Raw genomic sequence first — 21,317 nt, 5'->3', positions numbered from 1 at the left:
ACCAGGAGAGTCATTATGTTTTTGGGAAAAGAAATCCGTTTAAAGCGACTGCTAAATAAAAAATCAGGCCGCCTGCTGGCGATCACCATGGACCATCCCATAACGCGCGGCGTTTTACCCGGAATTGGCCCGATAAACGAGGTCATGGGCAAGGTTGTCGCCGGTAAACCGGATGCGATTACGATGCACAAAGGCATCATCGAAAAATCCTTTGCGCCTTATGCCGACACGGATGTCTCCATCATCATGAAAGCCACCAGTTACGCCATCCCTTATCACGAGGCGTTTGATACGCCAGTCGCAGATGTTGACGAAGCGATTCGCGTGGGAGCAGATGCCATCTCGGTGGGTTGCATTCTGGGTGGGCCGGAGCAGGCAAAGCAACTGACCTTTTTGGGCCAAATAACCAAAGCGGCGGGGTCGGCAGGGCTGCCGGTTGTTGCCCATATCTATCCTAAAGGGCCGATGGTGGAAAATCCGTTCGATGCCAAACATCTGGCTTACTGCGTCCGCGCGGGGGCTGAGCTGGGGGTCGATATTATTAAAACCCTGTGGTCCGGCTCGGCTGACACCTTTAAAGAGGTCGTAGCGTCCTGTCCGGCAAAGGTTGCCCTGGCCGGGGGCGACATGGGAAACGATCTGGTGAGCTTCCTGACCAACACCCGTAAAGCCCTGGATGTCGGCGTGGGTGGGGTGACTTATGGCCGCTTTGTCTGGCAGCACGACAATCCCACGGCTGTCATCCGCGCACTGGACGCCATGATTAATGACGACAGCAGCGTAGATGAGGCGATTGCTGTTTACAAACAAGCCGGCGGCAACTGAGTCGCGCCAGCACAAACGAGGATATGAGTATGAAAGCAGCAGTGCTATTCGAGGCCAACAAACTTGACGTGATTCACGTTGATGCGCCCAAGGCCGCGCAAGGTGAGTTGGTCATGCGTGTTAAATCAGCGGCGATCTGCGGTACAGACAGCCGCATCATAACCGGCAGGAAAACAAAAGGGGTACGTTTTCCTTCGGTTATCGGGCATGAGTTTGCAGGTGAAGTGGTTGAGGTCGGGCAGGATGTCACGCGCTTTTCGATCTCGGATCGCATTGCTGTTGATCCCGTTATTCCTTGTCGTTCCTGCCTGTATTGCCGCAGTGGAAAAGAGAATGTTTGCCAACATCGTCAGGCGATAGGTTACGAGTTTGATGGTGCATTCGCTGAGTACGTCAAAATACCGGCGATCGCCCTTGAGGCAGGCAATGTTTTCAAATTACCCGATAGCGTTTCCTATGATGCTGCCGCTCTGGCCGAGCCTTTAGCCTGCTGTATTAACGGGCAGAAAAACGTGGGTATCCACCTGGGTGATGTGGTGGTGATTCTTGGCGCAGGCCCAATAGGACTGATGCATGTCGCGCTGGCGAAACTGTCAGGTGCATCAAAAATCATTGTTAGCGACCTCAATGAAAACAGGCGAAGTGTTGCCCTGCAATGCGGTGCCTCCCATGCGGTTGACGCCAGCCAACAGGATCTGAAAGCCATTGTTATGTCTGAGACGGCTGGGCTGGGGGCGGATGTGGCGATCATGGCTATCGGCCTTCCCGCGCTGGTGAATCCGTCGCTGGAATTACTGCGAAAAGGCGGTCGGGCCAACCTCTTTGCCGGTTTCTCAAAAGAGGATACGGCCGATGTGGTTGTCAATCTTATCCACTACAACGAACTGGTCATTACCGGTGCCAGTGCGCTAAGCCGGGAAGGTTATGAAAAGGCACTTGGGCTAATTTCATCGGGCCAAATCAATGTCGAAGCCTTAATTACTCACCGTTTTAGCTTATCCGAAATAAATGAAGCGCTTCGCTATGCGCAAAAGGGTGATGCTGTGAAGGTCATTATTCACAACGATTAATGTCAGCCAATGGAGGTAGTCGCGATGGATAAAGCCTTTCTTGGTATTGATGCGGGAAGCAGTGGCGTTAAAGTCTGTGCATTCAATTTTCACGGGGAGTTGCTGGCTAAGGCCTCACGTGAGGTAAACATTATATCGGAGACAGCCTTAAGCCATGAAATAGCCGTTGAGGCGTACGGATTACAGGTTGAAGACGCGATTAAAGAGGTGACGGCGCAAGTTAAACATATTGTCTCCATTGGCTTCTCTGTCGCGTGTCCAACGCTGGTCTTTCTGGATAAACAAGGTAAGCCCGTGTGTAACGCGATCACTTATCTGGATGGACGTTCAGACGCGTTTATTAGCCAAACGCTGGGCGAGGAAAAAGAGTATGTCCGTTCATTGACGCATAACAGCCCCGGACCTTCTGCCTGCTGGGTGGGAACGTTGGGCTGGCTGCAGAAAGAACAGCCTGAGTTAATGAAAAAAGTCCACAACGTCGTGCTGCTTAATGGCTATCTTGCGCTGCAGCTTGGGGCCAGGAAAACGGGCATTGATCCCACTCAGGCGGCCTATTCTGGCGCTGTGGTTTTGTCTTCTGCACCAAAATGGTCAAGCGATCTTCTGAGGTTTTGGCAGTTTGACCATAATATCCTGCCGCCAATCTACCCATGCACATCCGTGGTGGGGCACATCAGCGCAGTGGTCAGTAAAAGAACCGGCTTAATGGAAGGTGTACCTGTGATTCTCGGTTCTGCCGACACCGCTGCGGCCGCGTTTTCTGTAGGACTCATTGATGGTGGAACGGCTTTTGAGTCCACCGGAACCTCAGGCGTGATAACGTTTTGTCTTGAAACGCCAAACTTCGACAGCCGTTTCATGAATCGTTACCACATTGTTCCTAATCAGTGGCTGGCTCATGGCGCGATGTCCACCACCGGCGGCACCTTTGGCTGGCTTAATCATGCGTTATGGCCAGAAATACAGGATATCAGCGAACTGGAAAATCTGGCCGCGATGTCTGCTCCTGGCGCAAATGGGCTGATTTATCTCCCTTACCTGGCCGGAGAGCGCAGTCCGTTATGGGACTCGCGGGCTTCAGGTGCCTGGCTGGGGTTAAGATTGTCGCACAAACGAAACGATTTAATCCGCGCGGCAATGGAGGGAACGGCTTATGGTATGAAACAGATCCTGGACATCGCTTATGAAAAGTGGGGCGTCAGACTTGATGAAATCCTAAGTGTGGGAGGCGGTTCTCGTAATGCATTATGGACTCAGATAAAGGCAGACATTCTTCATATTGAATATAACCTTGCCCAAACCAGCGATGCGGCAGCATTTGGTGCGGCAATGACAGGCGCAACCGGGGCCGGCTTTTTCTGCGGTATTAACGATCCCGACCTGCCTATCTTAAAAACGGAAGAGGCCAGTTTTAAACCCAGTGAGGATAAAAAATTACTCGCCCTTTACCACAACCATTACCGCATTTACGAATCACTTTACCCGATACTTAAATCAACTATGCATTCGTTAGCAGGTAATAAAAGCACGCAATAGTTTTTTAAAATAATAACTAAACAAGAATCGTTATTTATAACGTCTCTTTATTGTTTCTTTTGCCAAAGGGAAAATTATGAAAACGTCTCCTCTGTCACAAGGTAAACCCGCCACGAATTTTCGCTGGGTGGTGCTGGCATTAATTTTTGCTGTTTATGCCGTCAATTATGCAGATCGTTCAAATATAGGCTCAGTATTACCCTTCATTACTGAAGAATTTAATATGACCAATTTCGAAGCGGGTCAAATTGCAAGTATGTTCTTTCTGGGTTATGCACTGTGCCAGATTCCAGCCGGTTTTCTGCTGGCTAAACGCGGCGTACGTGGAATCGTGACACTTTCTATTCTCGGTTTCTCGGCATTTACCTGGTTAATCGGTACCGCGTCCTCGGCGCTTTCCATAAAATGGATGCGGCTTGGGTTAGGGGTTACCGAAGCACCAACGCCGGTAGGATTAACATCAACCATTAACAACTGGTTCCCACCAAAAGAAAAGGCGACGGCAACCGGCATCTATATTGCCTCTACCATGTTTGCGCCGATCATCGTCCCGCCTCTTGTGGTGTGGATTTCTTTAACTCTTGGCTGGCGTTGGGTCTTTTTCCTGTTTGCCATACCGGGCCTGTTTCTGGCGGTGATATGGTATTTTCTGGTCAAATCAAAACCGGAAGAGAGTCAATTTGTTTCTCCCAGTGAGCTGGAGTATATCCGGGCATCTGAAACAGCGTCCGGCAATGAGGTTAACGTTGAGAATATTGTGCAACATACCCGTTTTGCCACATTAGATAAGCTCATTCGGGTAAGGGAAATTAAGCCGCTTGATTCCGCAGCCAAAATTTTTCGTTCGCGTAATGTCTGGGGAAATACTATCGCCTATTTCATGATGGTCAGCATCATGTACGGTATCCTGACCTGGATTCCCTCTTATCTGGTGACAGAGAAGGGATTCTCTTTTGTAAAAATGGGCTTCGTCGCCGCGATGCCGTTTGTCGGTGGATTTATTGGCTCCATTTTTGGTGGCTGGATATCGGACAAGATTTTTGGACGACGTCGTAAGCCCACGATGATTTTCACTGCGCTGGCGACCATTGTCATGATGGTTGTGATGATCCACGTGCCGCAGAGTACTGCTATGGTTGCGGGGGCATTATTTATGGTGGGGCTGTTACTCAATATTGGCTGGCCTGCATTTACTGCTTATCCCATGGGCGTTGTAGACCGGAAAAATTACCCTATTGCCATTTCTTTGGTGAACAGCGGCGGCAATCTGGGCGGGTTTGTATCACCCATGGCGGCAGGCTATTTACTGGATAAGACCGGGCAATTTAGTTCAGTATTTACGTATTTCGGCATCTGCGCCGTGATTGGGCTGGTATTGCTGCTGATTATTGATGAGCCGAAGTGAGGTATCTCAGCGTAATCCTGAGAGAGGCAGAAACGCCACTGCCCGTCAGCAAAGCAGAGCATGACGCCGTATCAGCGAATTGTGTGAATCATCAGCGGAAAATCCTGTTTACGGTAGGGCAAGGTGGTCATGTTGGCTCCGTCCGTGAACCAACGCTGGCAAACCGCTGAATTCGGGAAAGGCACCGATCCTGCGCGTACGGCTCGGTGCGTTTTTCATTGTGCCGTCGATAACAAGCAGCGTTGCGGTTTTTCCGCATTCTGAGATGTGTGCTGGGGAGGCCTGCGCTGTGAAAGATACGGCGCTCCCCTGTACCGCCGTCATTGAGTGACTACAGAAACAGGCCGTCCTGAGACTTGCGGCAATCGCGCGGGCTGCAGCCGAACCAGCGGCGAAAGGCGCGTGAAAAAGCGCTGACTTCAGAGTAGCCCAGCAGCAGCGCCATCTCGGAAACAGAAAGATGATGCTGTTTGAGATAATGCGTGGCCATTTCTTTGCGTACGCTGTCCACCAGCGCCGAGAAGCTGGTTTGCTCATCACGTAAGCGCCGTTGCAATGACCAGGCGGATAACCCCTGTTTTTCCGCGATGATTTCCAGTGAAGGTTCGCCGTTCAGCAGTTGCAGATGAATGTCCGTTCGGGTTTGGTTAACGGTGTCCTGACGCACCACGGGCGGGCTGAGCCGACGGATGGCATCCTGCATCACCAGCAGCAGCATCGGATCATGATCCGGCATTCTCCGGTTCAGATCCGCTTTCGCGATGATCATCGAGTTAAAGGGTTGATCGAAGTAAACCGGGGCATCAAACACTTTACAGTGTTCGTGCCAGTGCTCAGGGCGCGGATGCTCAAAATGCACTTCGCGCGGCGCCCAGTGCCGACCTGCGGCATGGCGGATCAGGTTGAGGAACATGCCCAGCGTTAACTCGGCATCCTGGCGGCGCATCAGGATCACGCCATGGCGAACCTGATAATCCAGTTGCCAGCAGTCGCCGCGTTCGGTCAGCCGGATGCAGGTGTTGTGTTGATGAAAGGGAAAGGCATTGACGACGTTCCGCAGCGCCTGTTCCAGCGTGGCTGAACACAAGCCAATATAGCCGATCAGCCCCAGTGACTGGGGTCGGAACTGATGACCGTATTGCAGACCAAAGTTGTCCACGCCTGCCTGGCTTGCGGCTTCCTCCAGCACCCGGCAATAGCTGACCAGGTCCAGGCTCAGCGTTGGGCAGGCGAGCATATCGGGATCGATCCCGCTGATCCCGAAAATGCGATCGACATCGCCGCCCTGTGCATTGATAAATTCGCCTAAGCCCGTTGCGGCGGCAGACAACACACCGCGATGGCCGCCTGCGCCGGAGATGGCCGTTAACGCGGCCTCTGGAACTCTGCTGGTCATCTTGTTTTCCGCAAAAAGTGAACGTCTTAAAGTTCTGCAAAAAACGTACCAGCTGGAAACCACGCGATAACAATCGCTTACCCGATTCGCTTTCCGTGTTGCACCGCGATCAGGCACTGCGGCGGTGCGTTAAACGCCAATCGGCAGCGCGGCACCTTCAAGATAGCGCTGGCACAGCCGGACGGTGTGGCTGGCCCAGCGATCGCCCAGGCTGCGCGCCATCTCGGTTTCGCGGTGGGAAGCCACCCAGGCCGTCAACTGGATACGCCGCTGGATCAGCATGGCAGGGATCATAGCCAGTTCCCGATCGCTGATGTGTGCGACCTGTTCGTAACCGCGTAACCAGTTTTCCACCCACTGCGGCGCACTCGGATGATGCTCAACAAAACTGATGGCTGCGGCAAGATCGTGCAGGTACCAGCCCATGCCGCAGTCATCAAAGTCGATCACCCGGGTTTCGCCTTTATGCACCAGCAGGTTGGTCAGGCGCAGGTCGGCATGAATCAGCCCATAGCGTTCAGGTGACTGTCCGAAGTCCAGCATCTGGCGGCGCACGTGTTCCAGCGTTTCTTCTACCACCGCGTGTTCAGCGGTGGGTAACCACGCAACGTCCCGCCAGTCGCCCCAGTGGCCTGCCGGAGACACCATCGTATGATGATCCCAGATGATGCGGCGAAACCCCTGCGGCTTCTGCCATTTCCGGCTGTGATGGTGCAGACGGGCAGTAATGGCACCGAGCTGACGAAACGCAGCCGGATCGACGCTGTCGGTCAGCATATCGCCCTCTATCCAGTGAAACAGCACCGCATAGCGTTCGCCGCCATCGGGCAGCGGCAGGACCTGAATGCGTTCACCCTGACGATCTTCTACGGCAGCGGGGACGCTGATGTCCGCCGCCTGAAGCGCGTCCAGCCAGAGCAGCTCACTTTCAATATCCTGCTTCGCGTGGTAATCGCCCCGGTGAATGCGCAGCGCGTAGCGGCCCTGCGGCGTGCTGACAGATAACGTCGCGTTTTCTGAGCGACACAGCAGCCTGACCTCAGCCTGTGCACAGGCGGGATAGTTCACTAATGCCCGGTGGGCAAGCTGAAGGATGGTGTCGTTACTCAGCGTATCGTACTGTTTATGGCTCATGTCCGGCTCCCGGGTTTCTGCGTGTAGGGCCAGCATGGCGCTGAACCCTGCCTGCACGCTTGACCTGAAAGCAGGGGAAAATTGACTTTGGCAGGCACCTGGCAGCCAGGTCAGGGGCAAGTTGACCTTAAATCACGGCGTTCTGTTTTCTGCGGTCAAGTTTTTCCCTTCCCACTGTGTCCATCATCTACCCGACAGCTTTTGTGCAGCATTTTTCAATTAACACAGACGGGGAACGCAGTGATGAAAGAGAAACTGAAACCCACCCTGGGCACCCTGCGACTTTGGGGCATTGCCGTGGGGCTGGTGATATCGGGTGAGTATTTCGGCTGGAGCTACGGCTGGGGCGCAGCGGGCACGCTGGGCTTTCTGGTCACGACGTTTTTTGTTGCCGTCATGTATACCTGTTTTATCTTCAGCTTTACCGAACTGACAACGGCTATTCCTCAGGCGGGCGGCCCGTTCGCCTATAGCCGCCGGGCGTTCGGCGACACCGGCGGGCTGATTGCCGGAATCGCCACGCTGATTGAGTTTGTGTTTGCGCCTCCCGCTATCGCGATGGCCATTGGCGCCTATCTCAACGTACAGTTTCCTGAAATTAATCCCAAGCTTATCGCCGTGTGCGCCTATCTGGTGTTTATGGGGCTGAATATCATCGGCGTGAGCATCGCCGCGACCTTTGAACTGCTGGTTACGCTGCTTGCCGTGATTGAATTACTGGTGTTTATGGGCGTTGTGGCGCCCGGCTTTAGCCTGGCGAATTTCGTCGCGAACGGCTGGGCGGGCCAGGGAACCTTCTCGCTGGCTTCCGTGTCCGGTATGTTCGCTGCGATCCCCTTTGCCATCTGGTTTTTTCTGGCGATTGAAGGCGTCGCGATGGCGGCAGAAGAGGCAAAAGATCCCCGCCGCACCATTCCCCGCGCCTATATCAGCGGTATTTTAACGCTGGTGGTGCTGGCGATTGGCGTGATGGTGTTTGCCGGTGGAGCAGGCGACTGGCGTACGTTATCGGGCATTAACGATCCGCTGCCTCAGGCGATGAAAATGCTGGTCGGGAATGACTCGCGCTGGATGCACATGCTGGTGTGGATTGGCTTATTCGGCCTGATCGCCAGTTTTCATGGCATCATCATGGGCTATTCCCGCCAGTTCTTTGCGCTGGCCCGCGAAGGGTATCTGCCGCCCGCCCTGGCGAAGCTTTCACGCTTTAACACACCGCACCGCGCCATTCTGGCCGGTGGCGTAGTGGGCATTCTGGCCATTTTCTCTGACGGGATCAGCTTTCAGGGCATGAGCCTGACCGCCGCCATGATCACGATGTCGGTGTTTGGCGCCATTGTGATGTACATCATGAGCATGCTGAGCCTGTTTAAGCTGCGTCGTACCGCTCCCACGCTGGAGCGCAGTTACCGTGCGCCGGGTTATCCGGTGATCCCTGCCATTGCCCTGTGCGGATCGCTGATCTGCCTGGCGGCGATGCTGTGGTTTAACCCGGAGATTGGCGCGCTGTTTATGGCCTTTATGGTCGTGGGTTACCTCTATTTCCTGACGACCCAGTCCCGGCGCGGCACGATCGCGCAAACCTCTGTCGCGGCGGAGATCGACTAACGCAGACAGACGCTGCCGCGCACTGATGTACGGCAGCGACAGTATTGAATCCGAGGAGTGATGATGACGGTACGTTCAACCATTATGGATACCAACAGCTTTCGTGCAGAAAACGCGGAAGGGCTGGCCCCGGCGATTCGCCAGTTAACCGACAAACGCAGCAAGGTGCTGGGCGAGTCATATCGGCTGTTTTACCGTAACCCCGTGCATCTGGTACGTGGGCAGGGGCAGTATCTCTGGGACCAGGCGGGCAAACAGTACCTGGATATGTATAACAACGTCGCCAGCATCGGCCACTGTCATCCGGCGGTCGTGGAAGCCGTGCACCAGCAGATGATGCGGCTGAATACGCACACCCGTTATCTGCATGAGTCTATTCTGGACTACAGCGAGCGCATTTTGGCAACGATGCCGGCGGCCATCGATCGGGCCATGTACATGTGCACAGGGTCCGAGGCAAACGATCTGGCGATTCGTATGGCGCATGCGTGGAGCGGCGGCACGGGCATTATCGTTTCGAAAGAGGCCTATCACGGCACCAGCGCGCTGACGTCCGGCGTATCACCGGCTCTGGGCAGCGGCCAGCCGCTGTCTTCGCATACCCGGCTGGTGGCATCGCCAGATTTTTACCGCATTCAGCCCGCCGATCAGGGGGCCTGGTTTGCCCACGAAATTCAGAAACAGATCGATGATATGGCCGCGCACGGCATCAAGTTTGCGGGCTTTCTGGCGGATTCAATTTTCTCTTCGGACGGCGTATTGCCCGGCCAGCCGGGCTTTTTAAAGCAGGCGATCGACGTCGTCCATCAAAACGGCGGAATTTTTATTGCCGATGAAGTTCAGCCCGGCTTTGCCCGTACAGGGGAATCATTCTGGGGATTTGCGCGCCACGGTGTGGTGCCCGACGTGGTGACCACGGGTAAACCGATGGGCAACGGTATTCCCGTATCCGGTCTGATGGCGAAAGCCCCGGTTATGGCGGCCTTCAGCGACTCGCTCCCGTATTTTAATACCTTTGGTGGCAATCCGGTGTCGATGGCGGCGGCGCATGCGGTAATGGATGTGATCGAGCAGGAATCGCTTCAGGCGCACAGCCTGAAAACCGGGCAGGCTTTGTTAGCGGCTCTGCAGTCCCTTCAGGATACCTATGCCTGCGTAGGCGACGTGCGCGGTGCTGGCCTGTTTATTGGCTTTGAGCTGGTCACGGACAGAGAGACGAAGCAGCCTGACAAACGGCTGGCGCTCGATTTGGTCGAGGCGCTGCGCGAAGAGTGTGTGCTGACGTCTGTCGCCGGACCTTACGGCAACGTGCTGAAGATTCGGCCGCCGCTGTGCTTCCAGACGCATGATATCGACTGGGTAGTCAGCGCGATGGATCGCTGCCTGAAAAAACTGCAGGGATAGGCCGCTGCCGGGCACAGGACAGGGCGGTAACGGGATGATTTTGCTGAATGCTGCACGCGTCGCATAACGCCCGTCATCACTGCACGGATAAAGCCCGACGTCAGCCGGGCTGGCGATATTCGTAAAACCTGATGCCAGGGATTGGCACGGCAGAATTACAAGGGGAGTTCGTGGCTGTCGCCGGAAATTGTCCAGCTGTCAGGATCCAGTAACCTCCCCTGCCCGAAAACACAGCCGTTTGGCTGGAAAAACACCTCGCCATATTGCGGATCGTTGACGTAAAAGGTGCCGTCTTCGCGCCGCTCAACGGTGAGCTGTGCAAATCGCGCCTCAAAATCCGCCAGGTTATCCAGCCGCGGATCGTCATTCAGGCGAATCAGCCAGCAGGTTTCCTGCCCCGGCAAGCGGACTTCACAGTGCTGTGTCGGGCCATGAGCGATCCGCTGGAACGCGCGGTTGCCGGAGATCTGTACCATACCTTTACCACTGCGCAGCAGAATGCGTTTATCGTAGCAACGCACGTCATCAAAATAGCGCTGCGGCAGCCAGGCGTGAGAAAAATCAGGCTGCCCTTCATGAACACGAAACAGAACGATCGCCAGGCCGCGATACTGCTGCACGCGCGGTAGCGTGCCACATCCTCCCCAGTAGGAAGGCCGCCCGAAGCCACTGTGCAGGCGTTCACCTGGATGGTTGATCCAGATCTGCGCCTCCGGCGTCTCGCCGATCCTCAGATGAATCGGGGTTTCCTGATAGCCCCATTCGCCCCAGCGGTATCCGGCAAGGGAACCCATTGCCACGTCGCGGGTTTTATAGTGGTAAAGGCGCGCAATGCGGTTAAGCCCCTGAGCGAAATACCATTCCAGCGCGCTGTCACCTTGCCATACCGCCACCTTTGCCAGTTCAGCTGAGAGCGTCAGTTTGCCCTGCTTTAACAGTAGCGCCAGCTGCGGTAAGGCATGAAAGCGACAGCCAACGTTGCCTTTGCCCCACAACAGGCGCGAGATAGCGGACAGCTCCAGCGAGCGACCTGCGCGCAGCGTATGCTCGTATGAACGACCTTGCGATGCGGTGAGCATGCCCTGATGGCTGGATCGTGCAATCTGCTCCAGCAGGCGGAGGATAGCGCGCTGGCTGCGGGCAACGATATCGGCATCCGGTGCCAGGGCGGCGAGGGCGGTTAATCCCTTGAGATCGATAGGGAAGTAAGGCGCGGAATTCCATTCGGCCATCTCGCATTGTTCAAAGTGATCCAGCCATGCCAGCACGCGCTGACGGCCTGCTTCTGCCTGCTCATAGCCCAGGCGGCCGGATCGCACAAAGGTTTTATCCGGAAAGGTGCTTCCCGCCAGGTAGGCGGCGGTATGAAACAGCAGCGCGTGGTTTTCAGAAAAATACCACTGCACGTCATTTCCCGGCTCATCCATCCAGTAACGAAAGGCTAAAATCGCCCGATCCATTTTCTCGCGAACGGGAGCGGCAATGCGATCCGCCCACTGGATCCGACACCACAGCAGCGGTACAAGCGTAAAGTCGGCGCAGTCATGGCAATCTTCAACCGGTGTTAAAACGCCCTCCAGCATGTTCTGGGTTTCGGTGTCATCCATCCCGCAGGCTAGCCGGGCCAGCGCTTTTACGCTGCTGTATTCGCCGTGCAGGGCAACATGCATTAGCGCTTCGTCTGCACGCGCGTCTGCCGTTTTCGGCACCTGCGCCTGTTGCTCTGCATGGCAGATCTCCACGCCCAGGGTGCGCCTGATATGAAAGTTGTCTTTTTCCATGCTGATAACGAAATGACGAAAATCAGCCGGCAACGCGTCGCTTTCGGCAATCTCTGCCACCGTTTCGCCTTGATGTAAAACCGCGTTGATCAGTACGGGCTGGTCTAGCGAAATAAAGTCGCCCTGCACGCGGATATTCAGGTTCAGCGTTTCCGGGGCTGGGATTGGGAAGCACAGGCGAACGGTGCCGCCTGTGTAGGTCGGCTGTTCAAACGCCATGCCTTCGAGCAGGGCTTCCATTTGCCGCACCCGATCTGCCTCAATCGGTGTTGCCAGTGCCACCTGCAGCGGCGCACCTTCAACATAGTCCAGTTGAAAAAAGAAGCGCACATCGCGTTCGGCCAGGTCATCGAACCAGACCGCGATAGCGTTCACCCCGGCATCCAGCATGAGCGCGAACTCAACGGTGCTTTCCAGATTACGCTGATAGTCTGCCTGCCATGCCACATCACCGCCGTTCAGCGTAATACAGGCGGCACCGCAGGTGGTCAGCCGAAAACGGTACAGGCCACGTTGTTCCGCAACAAGGCAGGTTTCTGCCTGAGCGCCGATGCGCGTGGCCCGGAACCAGAAACCTGATAAATCGACCCGATCGGAACCAAAAGGGAACCACCAGTTTTTCAGGGTAGTATCGCCGAAAGGAGTGGGCTTTTTTCCGGCATAGTGTTGCTGAAACTGCGTACGACAGGGATAGGTATGGGGAATAAAGTTTTTATGTTGGCTCAGAAAGAAAAACGGATCCATTTCACCGGACATCGGCGCATTGGGCACATCATAGCGCTGTGAAGAAATCGCGGATAACTGCCAGTAGCGAACGGCTTCATTCTGGTTAAGGGGGGAAGTAACAATAATGGTTCTGGTCCATGATGATATTCTCCTGGTGTCGACGTCCTGTTATTTTTTTAAATGTCTTAACCCTTCGGTCAGGCATAAAATAGCCAGCGCCTGGCCATAACCGGTTGGCTGTAGCGGAATGTCTTTATAGAACTGCAGGGTTCTTCCCATGCGTGTGCCATAAGAGACGTTGTGGACTGTGCCGCTGCTGTCAATATTTCGCCGTACCGCGCCCAGGGCTTGTAAACCTGCCTGCAACCAACGTTCATCGCCATAGCCAAGACGAACGCCTTTTAATAAGCCATAGCCAAATCCGGCGGTAGCCGATATTTCTTCATAGCTGTCTGGATGGTCGAGCAGCGTGTGCCATGCACCGCTCTCAGATTGCAGCGTGATTAATGAATTAATTTGCGTTTTCAGGCATTCGAGTAAATAGTCACGGACGCCGCCGCGAAGCTGGGTCAGTTCCAGAAACTCAATAATGCCGACAGTTATCCAGGCATTTCCCCGCGCCCAGCGGGCCTGAGCAAAATGGCTCTTCTCGGCAAAGCTCCAGCCGTGAAACCATAAACCGGTCTGCGGATCGTTAAGATAACGGGCATGCAGTAAAAACTGGCGTACGGCCTCATCGACCAGCGCCTGTCGTCCGGAAGCTACACCGTAATGGCCGAGAAACAGCACCACCATAAACAGCGTGTCATCCCATATCTCCATGGGGTTAATGCCGTCGGACACCACGTGCTGGAAGCCTTGTTCCGGGGTGCGCGGCAGTTCTGTCATCACCCTGTCGGCCCAGCTATCCAGCACCGCTTGATAATGTGGTGCCCGGTTATGTGCCCACAGCAGGGATAACGGCAGCATGGGGGCGGTGGTATTAATATTTAACGGGGGCAGGCCTTTTTTAATATTTTGCTGAAACCAGTTTTCAATGATTTGGTAAATATCGTCGCGACGGGTCAACTCCCATAATCTCACCAGACCGAACAGGCCAACGCCCTGCGGCCATTCCCAGTGAGCAAATGAGATGTAATCCCCCGCTGTGCCATCTATATTGGGTTCGTTAAATTTGCCTTCGTCTTTTAGCTGTGTAAATCCATTCAGTAACAGATCAAGTTGGCGGGCTGTTGATAATAATTCCATTATATTTCCCTCAATGCTGTATAAATCCTTACTCGTTTTTTATATTTCTGTGATTATTCACTGTAACCTTGACGTCCTTATTCGCCTCGACAGGCGGGAGTAACGGTTATCCATAGGTTTCTCTGGGAAATGAAATCCCATGACGTCATCATTATCGGCTGGCCTCAAGAAGCCAGTTTTACATTAACCAGATATATTGACTTATTCATACGGTTGGCGTTCAGGGTCACTATTGTGGCCTCAATCATTATTCTTTCTCATAAGAGAGTAAAACCGGCTTTAATGATGCGATTGCCTGCCTGATTAATCGGGCTGCCTGCCATCATTATTCACGCATAACGACAGGCTCGCCCGGGCAGACGTAAAGGCTTAATGCTCAGCCTTAACGCGAGAGCCAGCCGCCATCGACGGCAATCGTATAGCCATTCATATAGTCAGAAGCCCGTGAGGCAAGAAATACCACCGGCCCCATCAGGTCCTCTGGTTTTCCCCAGCGACCGGCGGGAATGCGATCGAGGATTTCGGCACTTCGCTTTGCATCAGCGCGCAGTTGCTGTGTGTTATCGGTTGCCATTTAGCCCGGGGCAATTGCGTTGACATTAATACGGTGCTTCGCCCACTCGTTGGCCAGCAAGCGGGTTATGCCCATTACGCCACTTTTAGACGCGGTGTAAGAAGGCACGCGGATCCCGCCCTGAAAAGAGAGCATTGAGGCGATGTTGATGATCTTGCCCCCATTCCCTTGGGCAATAAAATGTCGGGCGGCGGCCTGCGACATAAAGAACAGGCTCTTGATATTCAGATCCATCACATCATCCCAGTCCTGTTCGCTGAAGTTGATGGCATCCTCACGGCGAATCATGCCCGCGTTATTCACCAGAATATCAATGCGGTCAAAGTAGGCGATGGCGCTGTCCAGCAGGGCAGGAATAGCATCAATGTTACGCAAATCAGCTTTCAGGCTAAGGAAGCGACGTCCCAGCGCGGTCACCTGTTTAATCGTTTCGTCGGGTTCAACCTGATTAATACCAACAATATTGCAACCGGCTTCAGCCAGTCCCAATGCCATAGCCTGACCCAGGCCGGTATTGCAGCCCGAAACCACCGCGATTTTGTCTTGAAGAGAAAACGCATTCAGTATCATGTGGACTCCTTATTCACGCGCTACCTGCTTCTGACAGGCGGCGCATTGGTGAGGATTAGCGCAGATCCTTGACCGATACGTGGTCCATATCATCAAACACCTGGTTTTCACCGACTGTTCCCCAGATAAAGGTATAGGCTTTCGTACCGACACCTGAATGGATCGACCAGGCCGGTGAAATGACGGCCTGCTCGTTGTGAACCAGAAGATGACGCGTTTCCTGCGGCTCACCCATCATATGAAAAACGCAGGCATCATCATCCATATCGAAATAGAGATAGACTTCCATACGGCGTTCGTGGGTATGACACGGCATGGTATTCCAGAGGTTGCCGGGTTCAAGCTGCGTTAACCCCATACTGAGCTGGCAGGTTTCCAGGACGTCAGGAACCAGATACTTGTTGATCGTGCGGCGATTGCTCGTGAGGTTATCGCCGAGCGTGACGGCAGCGGCATCGCCAGCCGTCACTTTGCGGATGGGCAATGTTTTATGCGCCGGTGCGCAGTTGTAATAAAACTTCGCGGGGCGATGTGGGGCCAGGCTGCTGAACAGGACTTCTCGGGCACCTTTGCCGATATACAGCGCTTCACGATGACCGATCTCATAGTCTTCGCCATCAATGGTGACCTGACCGGGCCCGCCGATATTAATCATGCCGAGTTCGCGACGCTCCAGAAAATAGCTGACGCCAAGTTGCTTACCCACATCGTTACCTATCGCGACAGCCTGGCCGACCGGCATCACGCCGCCAACAATGATACGGTCGATATGGCTGTACACCATGGTGAACTCATCGGGCACAAAGATCTTCTCAATCAAGAATTCATCGCGTAATCCTTGTGTATCCAGCGCGTTGGCGTGGGCGCTATGAATGCTTTGTCTAACTTCCACGTTAACCTCCCGTTAGTGGTGCAAGTAAATTTATTCAGTAATGAATTAAAGCAGCATGAATTCATTTTTGTGCATCCTATTCGGCAAAAAATCTCTTTTCAATTAAAATTGAAACAATGTTTTATTTTTAAATTGAATTGGTGAGATGGCTCTGGTTTTTTGGGGTGAATTAATGATTTTTGTAAGTGTAATAGCTAACTTTGCAGCATTCTTCTTATTTTTTAAAAGTAGTGTATTAGGACGGTTTTATTTAATTGTTAATTTAAATAAGTACTATCCGAAGGGGAAGAGAAAGTTCATTAAAGGGAGGGGTATATGATGTTAAATTTTCTATTTATAAAGTTAATTTTTGAAAGAAAGTCCTTTTTCCTGTCAGGGCCCCATGCAAGGGGCCATATATTTAAATTAGGTAAATTTTCACTATCGGAAAGCAGTTGTTTTTCTTTGCAAGTCCAACTGTTTTCTCCAGGCTCGATTGTGAAGAATAAAAGCGCAGGACTTATAAAACATCTCGCTATTAAGACACTTAAGAGCGATCAAACTTAACCCGATGCTTAATAATGCGCCAGTAAAAGAAAGAGAGTAATTATTGTTGCCGCTTATTGATGAAATCATAGTGATAAGTAGAAAAAATAAAGCGGTAATCAATGCCAGAATTAATATGAAAATATAAGCCCTTAGCGCCAAATATATTCCGCGCGAAACCATCATCATTGTCGTAAACAATACGAGTACATAGATAAAGGCTGCGGCAATAATACCGATAAAAACGGCGTGTTGTTCCCATCCCATCAGGTCATAGATAAATAACCAGAATGAAAATTGAGGCAGGGAAAAACTGATCACAGTAAGCACCATACTAATGATTAATGGTGCGCCAAAGGTATGTAATCCAATTGGCATGCCCATTTTTTCTTTCATATCATCTTTAATTTTCTCTAGTTCATCAACACCACTAACCTCTATTTTTTTATTTGTTTTTTCGCTTAATTTGATTATTTTATTAATGTATTTCATTTTTATAACTTATGTAGAGGAAAGTGACTGAATAACGCCGATAACATACTTTCCCGATTGAACAATGTTTTGTGGATTTCTTAATGTGCCTGTCAACGCACTACCAGCAAACGCCGATGAATTAACCAGCGCTGACGTTAATTCGCGCTGCAGAGATTTTTGTATAGCCTCAGCAGGGTAACGTTTAGGGTAAACACCTGCTTTCATCGCTGCCTTAATACCCCCGTTTGAAATACCGGGATTTTGAGCGCGTATTATTTCTTCTGTAATTCTTTTTCTCTCAGCGCGACTTAACGTTTTAAGCCATTCGAAGGCCTTTGCAGAAGAGGATGCTTTCATTACCTTGTATGTTTCAATTGCGCTCTTCAGACCGGCTCCCGCTCCTGCAAGCGATATCACATCCAGCGCAGTCGTTGTTGCAACGTACCAGGATTGTGAATCAAGCCACGCGACATAATCTTCGTTGCCTTCATAGATAGCATACAACCGTGCAGTGCCGATAGCGCATTGCATACCTGTAGCCAATCCGCCTGCGATAATCATACCCGCGACAACACCCGATGCGCCTGCTGTCAATGGCACGGCTGCAGCAGAACCAAATGCAAGGAATCCCGTCACCACTAAAGCACCACATGAAAACATCGTCGATGTAATCTCGCTAGCCAATGACGGTTTGCTAAGCGTTTCCGTCAGCGCCTTTGCAGCAACCTGAGGATTTGTGGCATTAACCTTGGTAATGATTACATGGCTCACACTACTCTTACTGGCTTGAGCGTGACGACGTGAAGGGCGAACCAGCCATTGTGCAAGACCATCAGAGTAAATAATGCCGACCTGACTGAAGTCCCGCGTGCAATCTAAACGATTTGCCAGAGCATTGAAATCAATGTCATCTGCGGACACCATGCCCAGACGTCGTGCGATATTGTAGTCAGGAAGGTTGTTTGAAGACTGTCCTGGTAAGGCCATTAGCTCACTCCTTGCTGATGAAAACCGGATTGCGAAGCGTCAAGGGTAAAGCGCAGCGGAAACGAATTAATTAAGAATAGTCTTAATGATCCATTAGAGCCATCAATGTGTTACTGCCCCCGTCCTTGTCAGTCATCCCTCTGTCAGAAGTCTGTTGCTTATCAAGTGATTAATCCGGCTTTACATTTCATGACAATCCAGCATGTCCAGGCGGCGACTTGTTTACAGGGCGCTCGGTTAAACGCCTTTTTTCAGCCAAACGGGTCAAACCCGGCCTACATAATATGTTGCTTTAATGTGGCAGAAAGGTTTAAAACTATCGTGCAGGAATTAATCAAATGCTTGAGTTTTTTTAACCTCTCCTTTTACTATGTTTGGGATAAACAAAATCATGAAAAACAGGGTACTTGTTGCTTTTTCTCTGCTTGCGCTGAGTGGCTGTAGCACGATGTCATCTAATGAAGCCATTCCTCCCCTTCAGGCTGAGACAGCAAAAATGCTGGGTCTGAGCTCTTCCGATGAAATCACTGTAACTAATGTATCCGCGACTAAACCAGATACCTTGGGCTCTCAAATGCTCTCTTATCGCGCCACTACAGATAAAGGTCGCATTTTTGACTGTCAGTCTCAGATGATCCCCGGGATCCTGGGGCAGGAACCCGTTGTAACCGTGCCAAAATGTACACCCGTCAAAGTACATAACTAAAAAGCGTTTCCCTGTCTGTCCGTCGGACAGGGAATATCCGTTTTATATCCAGCGTTATTTCAAGAAAGCCTTTATCTCGTTGCGTCCTGCCTTTAAAGCGGGTTCTTTTCATCAGGTTTACACATCGTAACGTTTAAGACTCGGTCTTCATTTGAACATCAATGTGGAAATCGCCTGCATTACTTGAGCGGGAAGTTTATGGCCTCCAGTGTTGTCATCCCGTCGCAAGGCGTGGATCTTACAAAAGTGAACAGGCCTCATTTTTTGAGGTAAGATTTTAAGCCTGATTTAGCGCCATATTTATCAACACGCAGGCAAGCAATCTCTGCTTCAATTTTTCTAATATTTTATGTCGGCACCTCCCTGATTGTTATCACCTGAATAAGGCCTGACGCGGCATTCATCCATCAGGGGTGATGTAGCAGGATATGATGAATCCTCGGGGGTCATTAACACTCTTGTAACGGGTTAATCATAGTGATAAAGCTAATCTGTGATTCACTAACCATCTGGGGTTTGAAGCGTCCTGACGACATTAGGATCCGGTTTTTCATGGGAAATTAATGCATTTCAGGATGGGCGATAAGCGCCCAGTATTGCTTTCACAAAAAATTAATAAAAACCCGGTCATCAGGTGAGCATACGTTTAACAATCCTGCCTGATAATCCCTCACCTGAAATAATTCAGTCGCTCCCGTGATGAAAAGAAGAGAGGGTTCATGAACTTCCGATTCACCATGCTGGCGGCCAACAGACGGTTATTGCCTAACGTCTGGGATGCCGTGGCTTTTCCCTTGATCATTTGTCTGATTGCTATGGTCGCGGTCGGCTTTCATCAAACGTTGATGCCGATAGACAGTTTAAAAACCCAGGCTATCTCGCTCGATCCCACTAATCTGCCGGAATATGCCATGCGCACCACGCTGCGCATGCTGGTGGCAATGCTGGCTTCCCTGGTGTTCAGCCTGATTTACGGCACGCTGGCCGCCAAAAGCCGCCGTGCTGAAAAGGTGCTGGTGCCGATTCTGGATATCCTGCAGTCCGTGCCGGTGCTGGGATACATCTCCTTTACCGTCACCTTCTTTATTGCGCTTTTTCCGGGGCAGGTGCTGGGCGTAGAACTGGCGGCCATCTTTGCCCTGTTCACCAGCCAGGCGTGGAACATGACCTTTAGCTTCTATCAGTCGTTGCGCACCGTGCCAGCCGATTTGGTAGAAGTCTCGCGCGGATTTCATCTGACAGGATGGCAACGCTTCTGGAAGCTGGATGCGCCTTTTGCTGTGCCGGGGCTGGTATGGAACATGATGATGTCGATGTCAGGCGGCTGGTTCTTTATTGTCGCCTCTGAAGCGATCACGGTCGGCAATAACACTTTTACCTTGCCCGGTGTCGGTGGCTATCTGGCGCAGGCTATTCTGCATAAAGATATCCACGCGGTAGGCTGGGTGTTACTCACCATGGTGATTGTGATTCTGGCTTACGACCAGTTGCTGTTCAGACCGCTGGTCGCCTGGGCAGATAAGTTCCGCATGGAAAACACCCGCTCAGGCAATGCGCCAACCTCCTGGGTGCGCGATTTAATGCGTCGAACCCGTCTGATTCATCAGATCTTCACGCCGTTACGGCTGCTGCTGTCAGCGCTGGCGCGTATCTCATGGCGCTGGCCGACAGCGGCACCCGTGCGTTTCGAGAACAATACTCGCCGTGCTTCAAGGTTGGGTGACATTGTCTGGGGCGCGTTCGTCATTTTACTGACCCTGTATGTGGTGTACCGGGTCATTACTTACGTTCAGATCGGCGTGACGCTGAATGAGGTGAAACACGTTTTCACGCTGGGGCTGATTACCTTATTGCGCGTGACGGTGCTGATTCTGATTTCGTCGCTGATATGGGTGCCGTTAGGCGTAATGATTGGCCTGCGGCCTGCTCTGGCGGGCAAGATTCAGCCTGTGGCTCAGTTTCTGGCAGCCTTCCCGGCAAACCTGATGTTCCCGGTTTTCGTGATTATGATTGTGCATTTTCATCTCAATCCCGATATCTGGCTGTCACCGCTCATTGTGCTTGGCACCCAGTGGTACATTCTGTTTAACGTTGTGGCAGGGACTACTGCGTTTCCGAATGACTACAAAGAGGCCGCAGCGAACTTTCATATCCGCGGCTGGCAATGGTGGCGCCAGGTGATGTTGCCCGGCATTTTTCCTTATTACATTACGGGCGCGATTACCGCTTCCGGAGGCGCGTGGAACGCCAGCATCGTGTCTGAATTTGTGCAGTGGGGGAATACGCAGGTCACGGCGCACGGTTTAGGTGCCTACATCGCACAAACCACCGCCGCCGGGGATTTCCCCAAAATCATTCTCGGTATCGCGGTGATGTCGCTGTTTGTCACCCTGTTCAACCGTCTGTTGTGGCGACCGCTGTACGTGTACGCCGAATCAAAATTCCGTGCCAATTAA

14 protein-coding genes and 2 pseudogenes are annotated in these 21,317 nt (G+C 52.3%); 7 read left to right on the top strand and 9 right to left on the bottom strand.

Annotation, left to right across the window (positions count from 1 at the left end):
* Positions 1-15: 15 nt before the first annotated feature.
* The 4 genes from P9J57_RS17740 to P9J57_RS17725 all read left to right on the top strand — a co-directional run bounded on the left by P9J57_RS17740 (position 16) and on the right by P9J57_RS17725 (position 4,836).
* Entirely contained in the window at positions 16-825 is an 810-nt protein-coding gene (locus tag P9J57_RS17740; RefSeq protein ID WP_014595245.1) for a class I fructose-bisphosphate aldolase, read from the top strand.
* A 29-nt stretch (positions 826-854) separates the two neighbouring features.
* Positions 855-1,895, top strand: coding sequence for a zinc-dependent dehydrogenase (locus P9J57_RS17735; RefSeq protein ID WP_275269043.1), 1,041 nt, complete (start codon positions 855-857; stop codon positions 1,893-1,895).
* Positions 1,896-1,919: 24 nt separating this feature from the next.
* On the top strand, positions 1,920-3,431 hold the full coding sequence (locus tag P9J57_RS17730; protein WP_246873305.1) for a xylulokinase: 1,512 nt from the start codon (positions 1,920-1,922) through the stop codon (positions 3,429-3,431).
* A 76-nt stretch (positions 3,432-3,507) separates the two neighbouring features.
* On the top strand, positions 3,508-4,836 hold the full coding sequence (locus P9J57_RS17725; protein WP_210450028.1) for an MFS transporter: 1,329 nt from the start codon (positions 3,508-3,510) through the stop codon (positions 4,834-4,836).
* Positions 4,837-5,167: 331 nt separating this feature from the next.
* On the opposite strand, the gene qhpR is transcribed toward P9J57_RS17725, so the two are convergent.
* The gene (gene qhpR / locus P9J57_RS17720; RefSeq protein WP_275269045.1) at positions 5,168-6,232 is read right to left on the bottom strand and encodes an AraC-like transcriptional regulator QhpR; all 1,065 of its coding nucleotides are present in this window, start codon (positions 6,230-6,232) and stop codon (positions 5,168-5,170) included.
* Between the two features lie 129 nt (positions 6,233-6,361).
* Positions 6,362-7,366, bottom strand: a complete 1,005-nt coding sequence (locus P9J57_RS17715) for a phosphotransferase enzyme family protein (RefSeq protein WP_483279318.1) — start codon at positions 7,364-7,366, stop codon at positions 6,362-6,364.
* Between the two features lie 243 nt (positions 7,367-7,609).
* On the opposite strand from P9J57_RS17715, the gene eat reads away from it, so the two are divergent.
* Together eat and P9J57_RS17705 are read left to right on the top strand one after the other, a co-directional pair.
* Complete coding sequence (gene eat, locus P9J57_RS17710; RefSeq protein WP_014595250.1) at positions 7,610-8,974, top strand: ethanolamine permease; 1,365 nt, start codon at positions 7,610-7,612, stop codon at positions 8,972-8,974.
* A gap of 63 nt (positions 8,975-9,037) precedes the next feature.
* A complete protein-coding gene (locus tag P9J57_RS17705) occupies positions 9,038-10,378 on the top strand; it encodes an aspartate aminotransferase family protein (RefSeq protein ID WP_483279513.1) in 1,341 nt (446 codons plus the stop codon).
* 155 nt (positions 10,379-10,533) lie between these two features.
* Here the strand turns inward: P9J57_RS17705 and P9J57_RS17700 are convergent.
* From P9J57_RS17700 to P9J57_RS17670, 7 genes and pseudogenes are all read right to left on the bottom strand, one after another.
* A pseudogene (locus P9J57_RS17700) lies at positions 10,534-13,024 on the bottom strand (hypothetical protein).
* Positions 13,025-13,053: 29 nt separating this feature from the next.
* Complete coding sequence (gene bglB / locus P9J57_RS17695; protein ID WP_019105051.1) at positions 13,054-14,133, bottom strand: beta-galactosidase BglB; 1,080 nt, start codon at positions 14,131-14,133, stop codon at positions 13,054-13,056.
* Between the two features lie 382 nt (positions 14,134-14,515).
* Positions 14,516-15,277 (bottom strand): annotated as a pseudogene (gene kduD / locus P9J57_RS17690) (2-dehydro-3-deoxy-D-gluconate 5-dehydrogenase KduD).
* Positions 15,278-15,332: 55 nt separating this feature from the next.
* The gene (kduI, locus tag P9J57_RS17685; RefSeq protein ID WP_019105053.1) at positions 15,333-16,169 is read right to left on the bottom strand and encodes a 5-dehydro-4-deoxy-D-glucuronate isomerase; all 837 of its coding nucleotides are present in this window, start codon (positions 16,167-16,169) and stop codon (positions 15,333-15,335) included.
* A gap of 420 nt (positions 16,170-16,589) precedes the next feature.
* Positions 16,590-17,186: a hypothetical protein gene (locus P9J57_RS17680; protein ID WP_019105054.1), complete on the bottom strand. Its 597-nt coding sequence runs from the start codon at positions 17,184-17,186 to the stop codon at positions 16,590-16,592.
* A gap of 9 nt (positions 17,187-17,195) precedes the next feature.
* Positions 17,196-18,155, bottom strand: a complete 960-nt coding sequence (gene ssp4, locus P9J57_RS17675) for an Ssp4 family T6SS effector (RefSeq protein ID WP_019105055.1) — start codon at positions 18,153-18,155, stop codon at positions 17,196-17,198.
* 330 nt (positions 18,156-18,485) lie between these two features.
* Entirely contained in the window at positions 18,486-18,623 is a 138-nt protein-coding gene (locus P9J57_RS17670) for a hypothetical protein (protein WP_019105056.1), read from the bottom strand.
* 957 nt (positions 18,624-19,580) lie between these two features.
* On the opposite strand from P9J57_RS17670, the gene P9J57_RS17665 reads away from it, so the two are divergent.
* Positions 19,581-21,317 (top strand): ABC transporter permease, encoded by a 1,737-nt coding sequence (locus P9J57_RS17665; RefSeq protein ID WP_013024484.1) that lies wholly within the window; start codon positions 19,581-19,583, stop codon positions 21,315-21,317.

This window comes from Pantoea sp. nfd-35, assembly GCF_056892255.1.
Note: the sequence above shows the minus strand (reverse complement) of the source record. Positions and strands in the feature narration are given on the sequence as shown.

Coding starts and splice junctions, on each gene's coding strand:
- bglB (WP_019105051.1), bottom strand. CDS start 14,133: ATGGAATTATTATCAACAGCCCGCCAACTTGATCTGTTACTGAATGGA.
- eat (WP_014595250.1), top strand. CDS start 7,610: ATGAAAGAGAAACTGAAACCCACCCTGGGCACCCTGCGACTTTGGGGC.
- ssp4 (WP_019105055.1), bottom strand. CDS start 18,155: ATGGCCTTACCAGGACAGTCTTCAAACAACCTTCCTGACTACAATATC.
- P9J57_RS17735 (WP_275269043.1), top strand. CDS start 855: ATGAAAGCAGCAGTGCTATTCGAGGCCAACAAACTTGACGTGATTCAC.
- P9J57_RS17705 (WP_483279513.1), top strand. CDS start 9,038: ATGACGGTACGTTCAACCATTATGGATACCAACAGCTTTCGTGCAGAA.
- P9J57_RS17665 (WP_013024484.1), top strand. CDS start 19,581: ATGAACTTCCGATTCACCATGCTGGCGGCCAACAGACGGTTATTGCCT.
- P9J57_RS17740 (WP_014595245.1), top strand. CDS start 16: ATGTTTTTGGGAAAAGAAATCCGTTTAAAGCGACTGCTAAATAAAAAA.
- qhpR (WP_275269045.1), bottom strand. CDS start 6,232: ATGACCAGCAGAGTTCCAGAGGCCGCGTTAACGGCCATCTCCGGCGCA.
- P9J57_RS17680 (WP_019105054.1), bottom strand. CDS start 17,186: ATGAAATACATTAATAAAATAATCAAATTAAGCGAAAAAACAAATAAA.
- P9J57_RS17730 (WP_246873305.1), top strand. CDS start 1,920: ATGGATAAAGCCTTTCTTGGTATTGATGCGGGAAGCAGTGGCGTTAAA.
- P9J57_RS17725 (WP_210450028.1), top strand. CDS start 3,508: ATGAAAACGTCTCCTCTGTCACAAGGTAAACCCGCCACGAATTTTCGC.
- P9J57_RS17715 (WP_483279318.1), bottom strand. CDS start 7,366: ATGAGCCATAAACAGTACGATACGCTGAGTAACGACACCATCCTTCAG.
- P9J57_RS17670 (WP_019105056.1), bottom strand. CDS start 18,623: ATGGCTTCATTAGATGACATCGTGCTACAGCCACTCAGCGCAAGCAGA.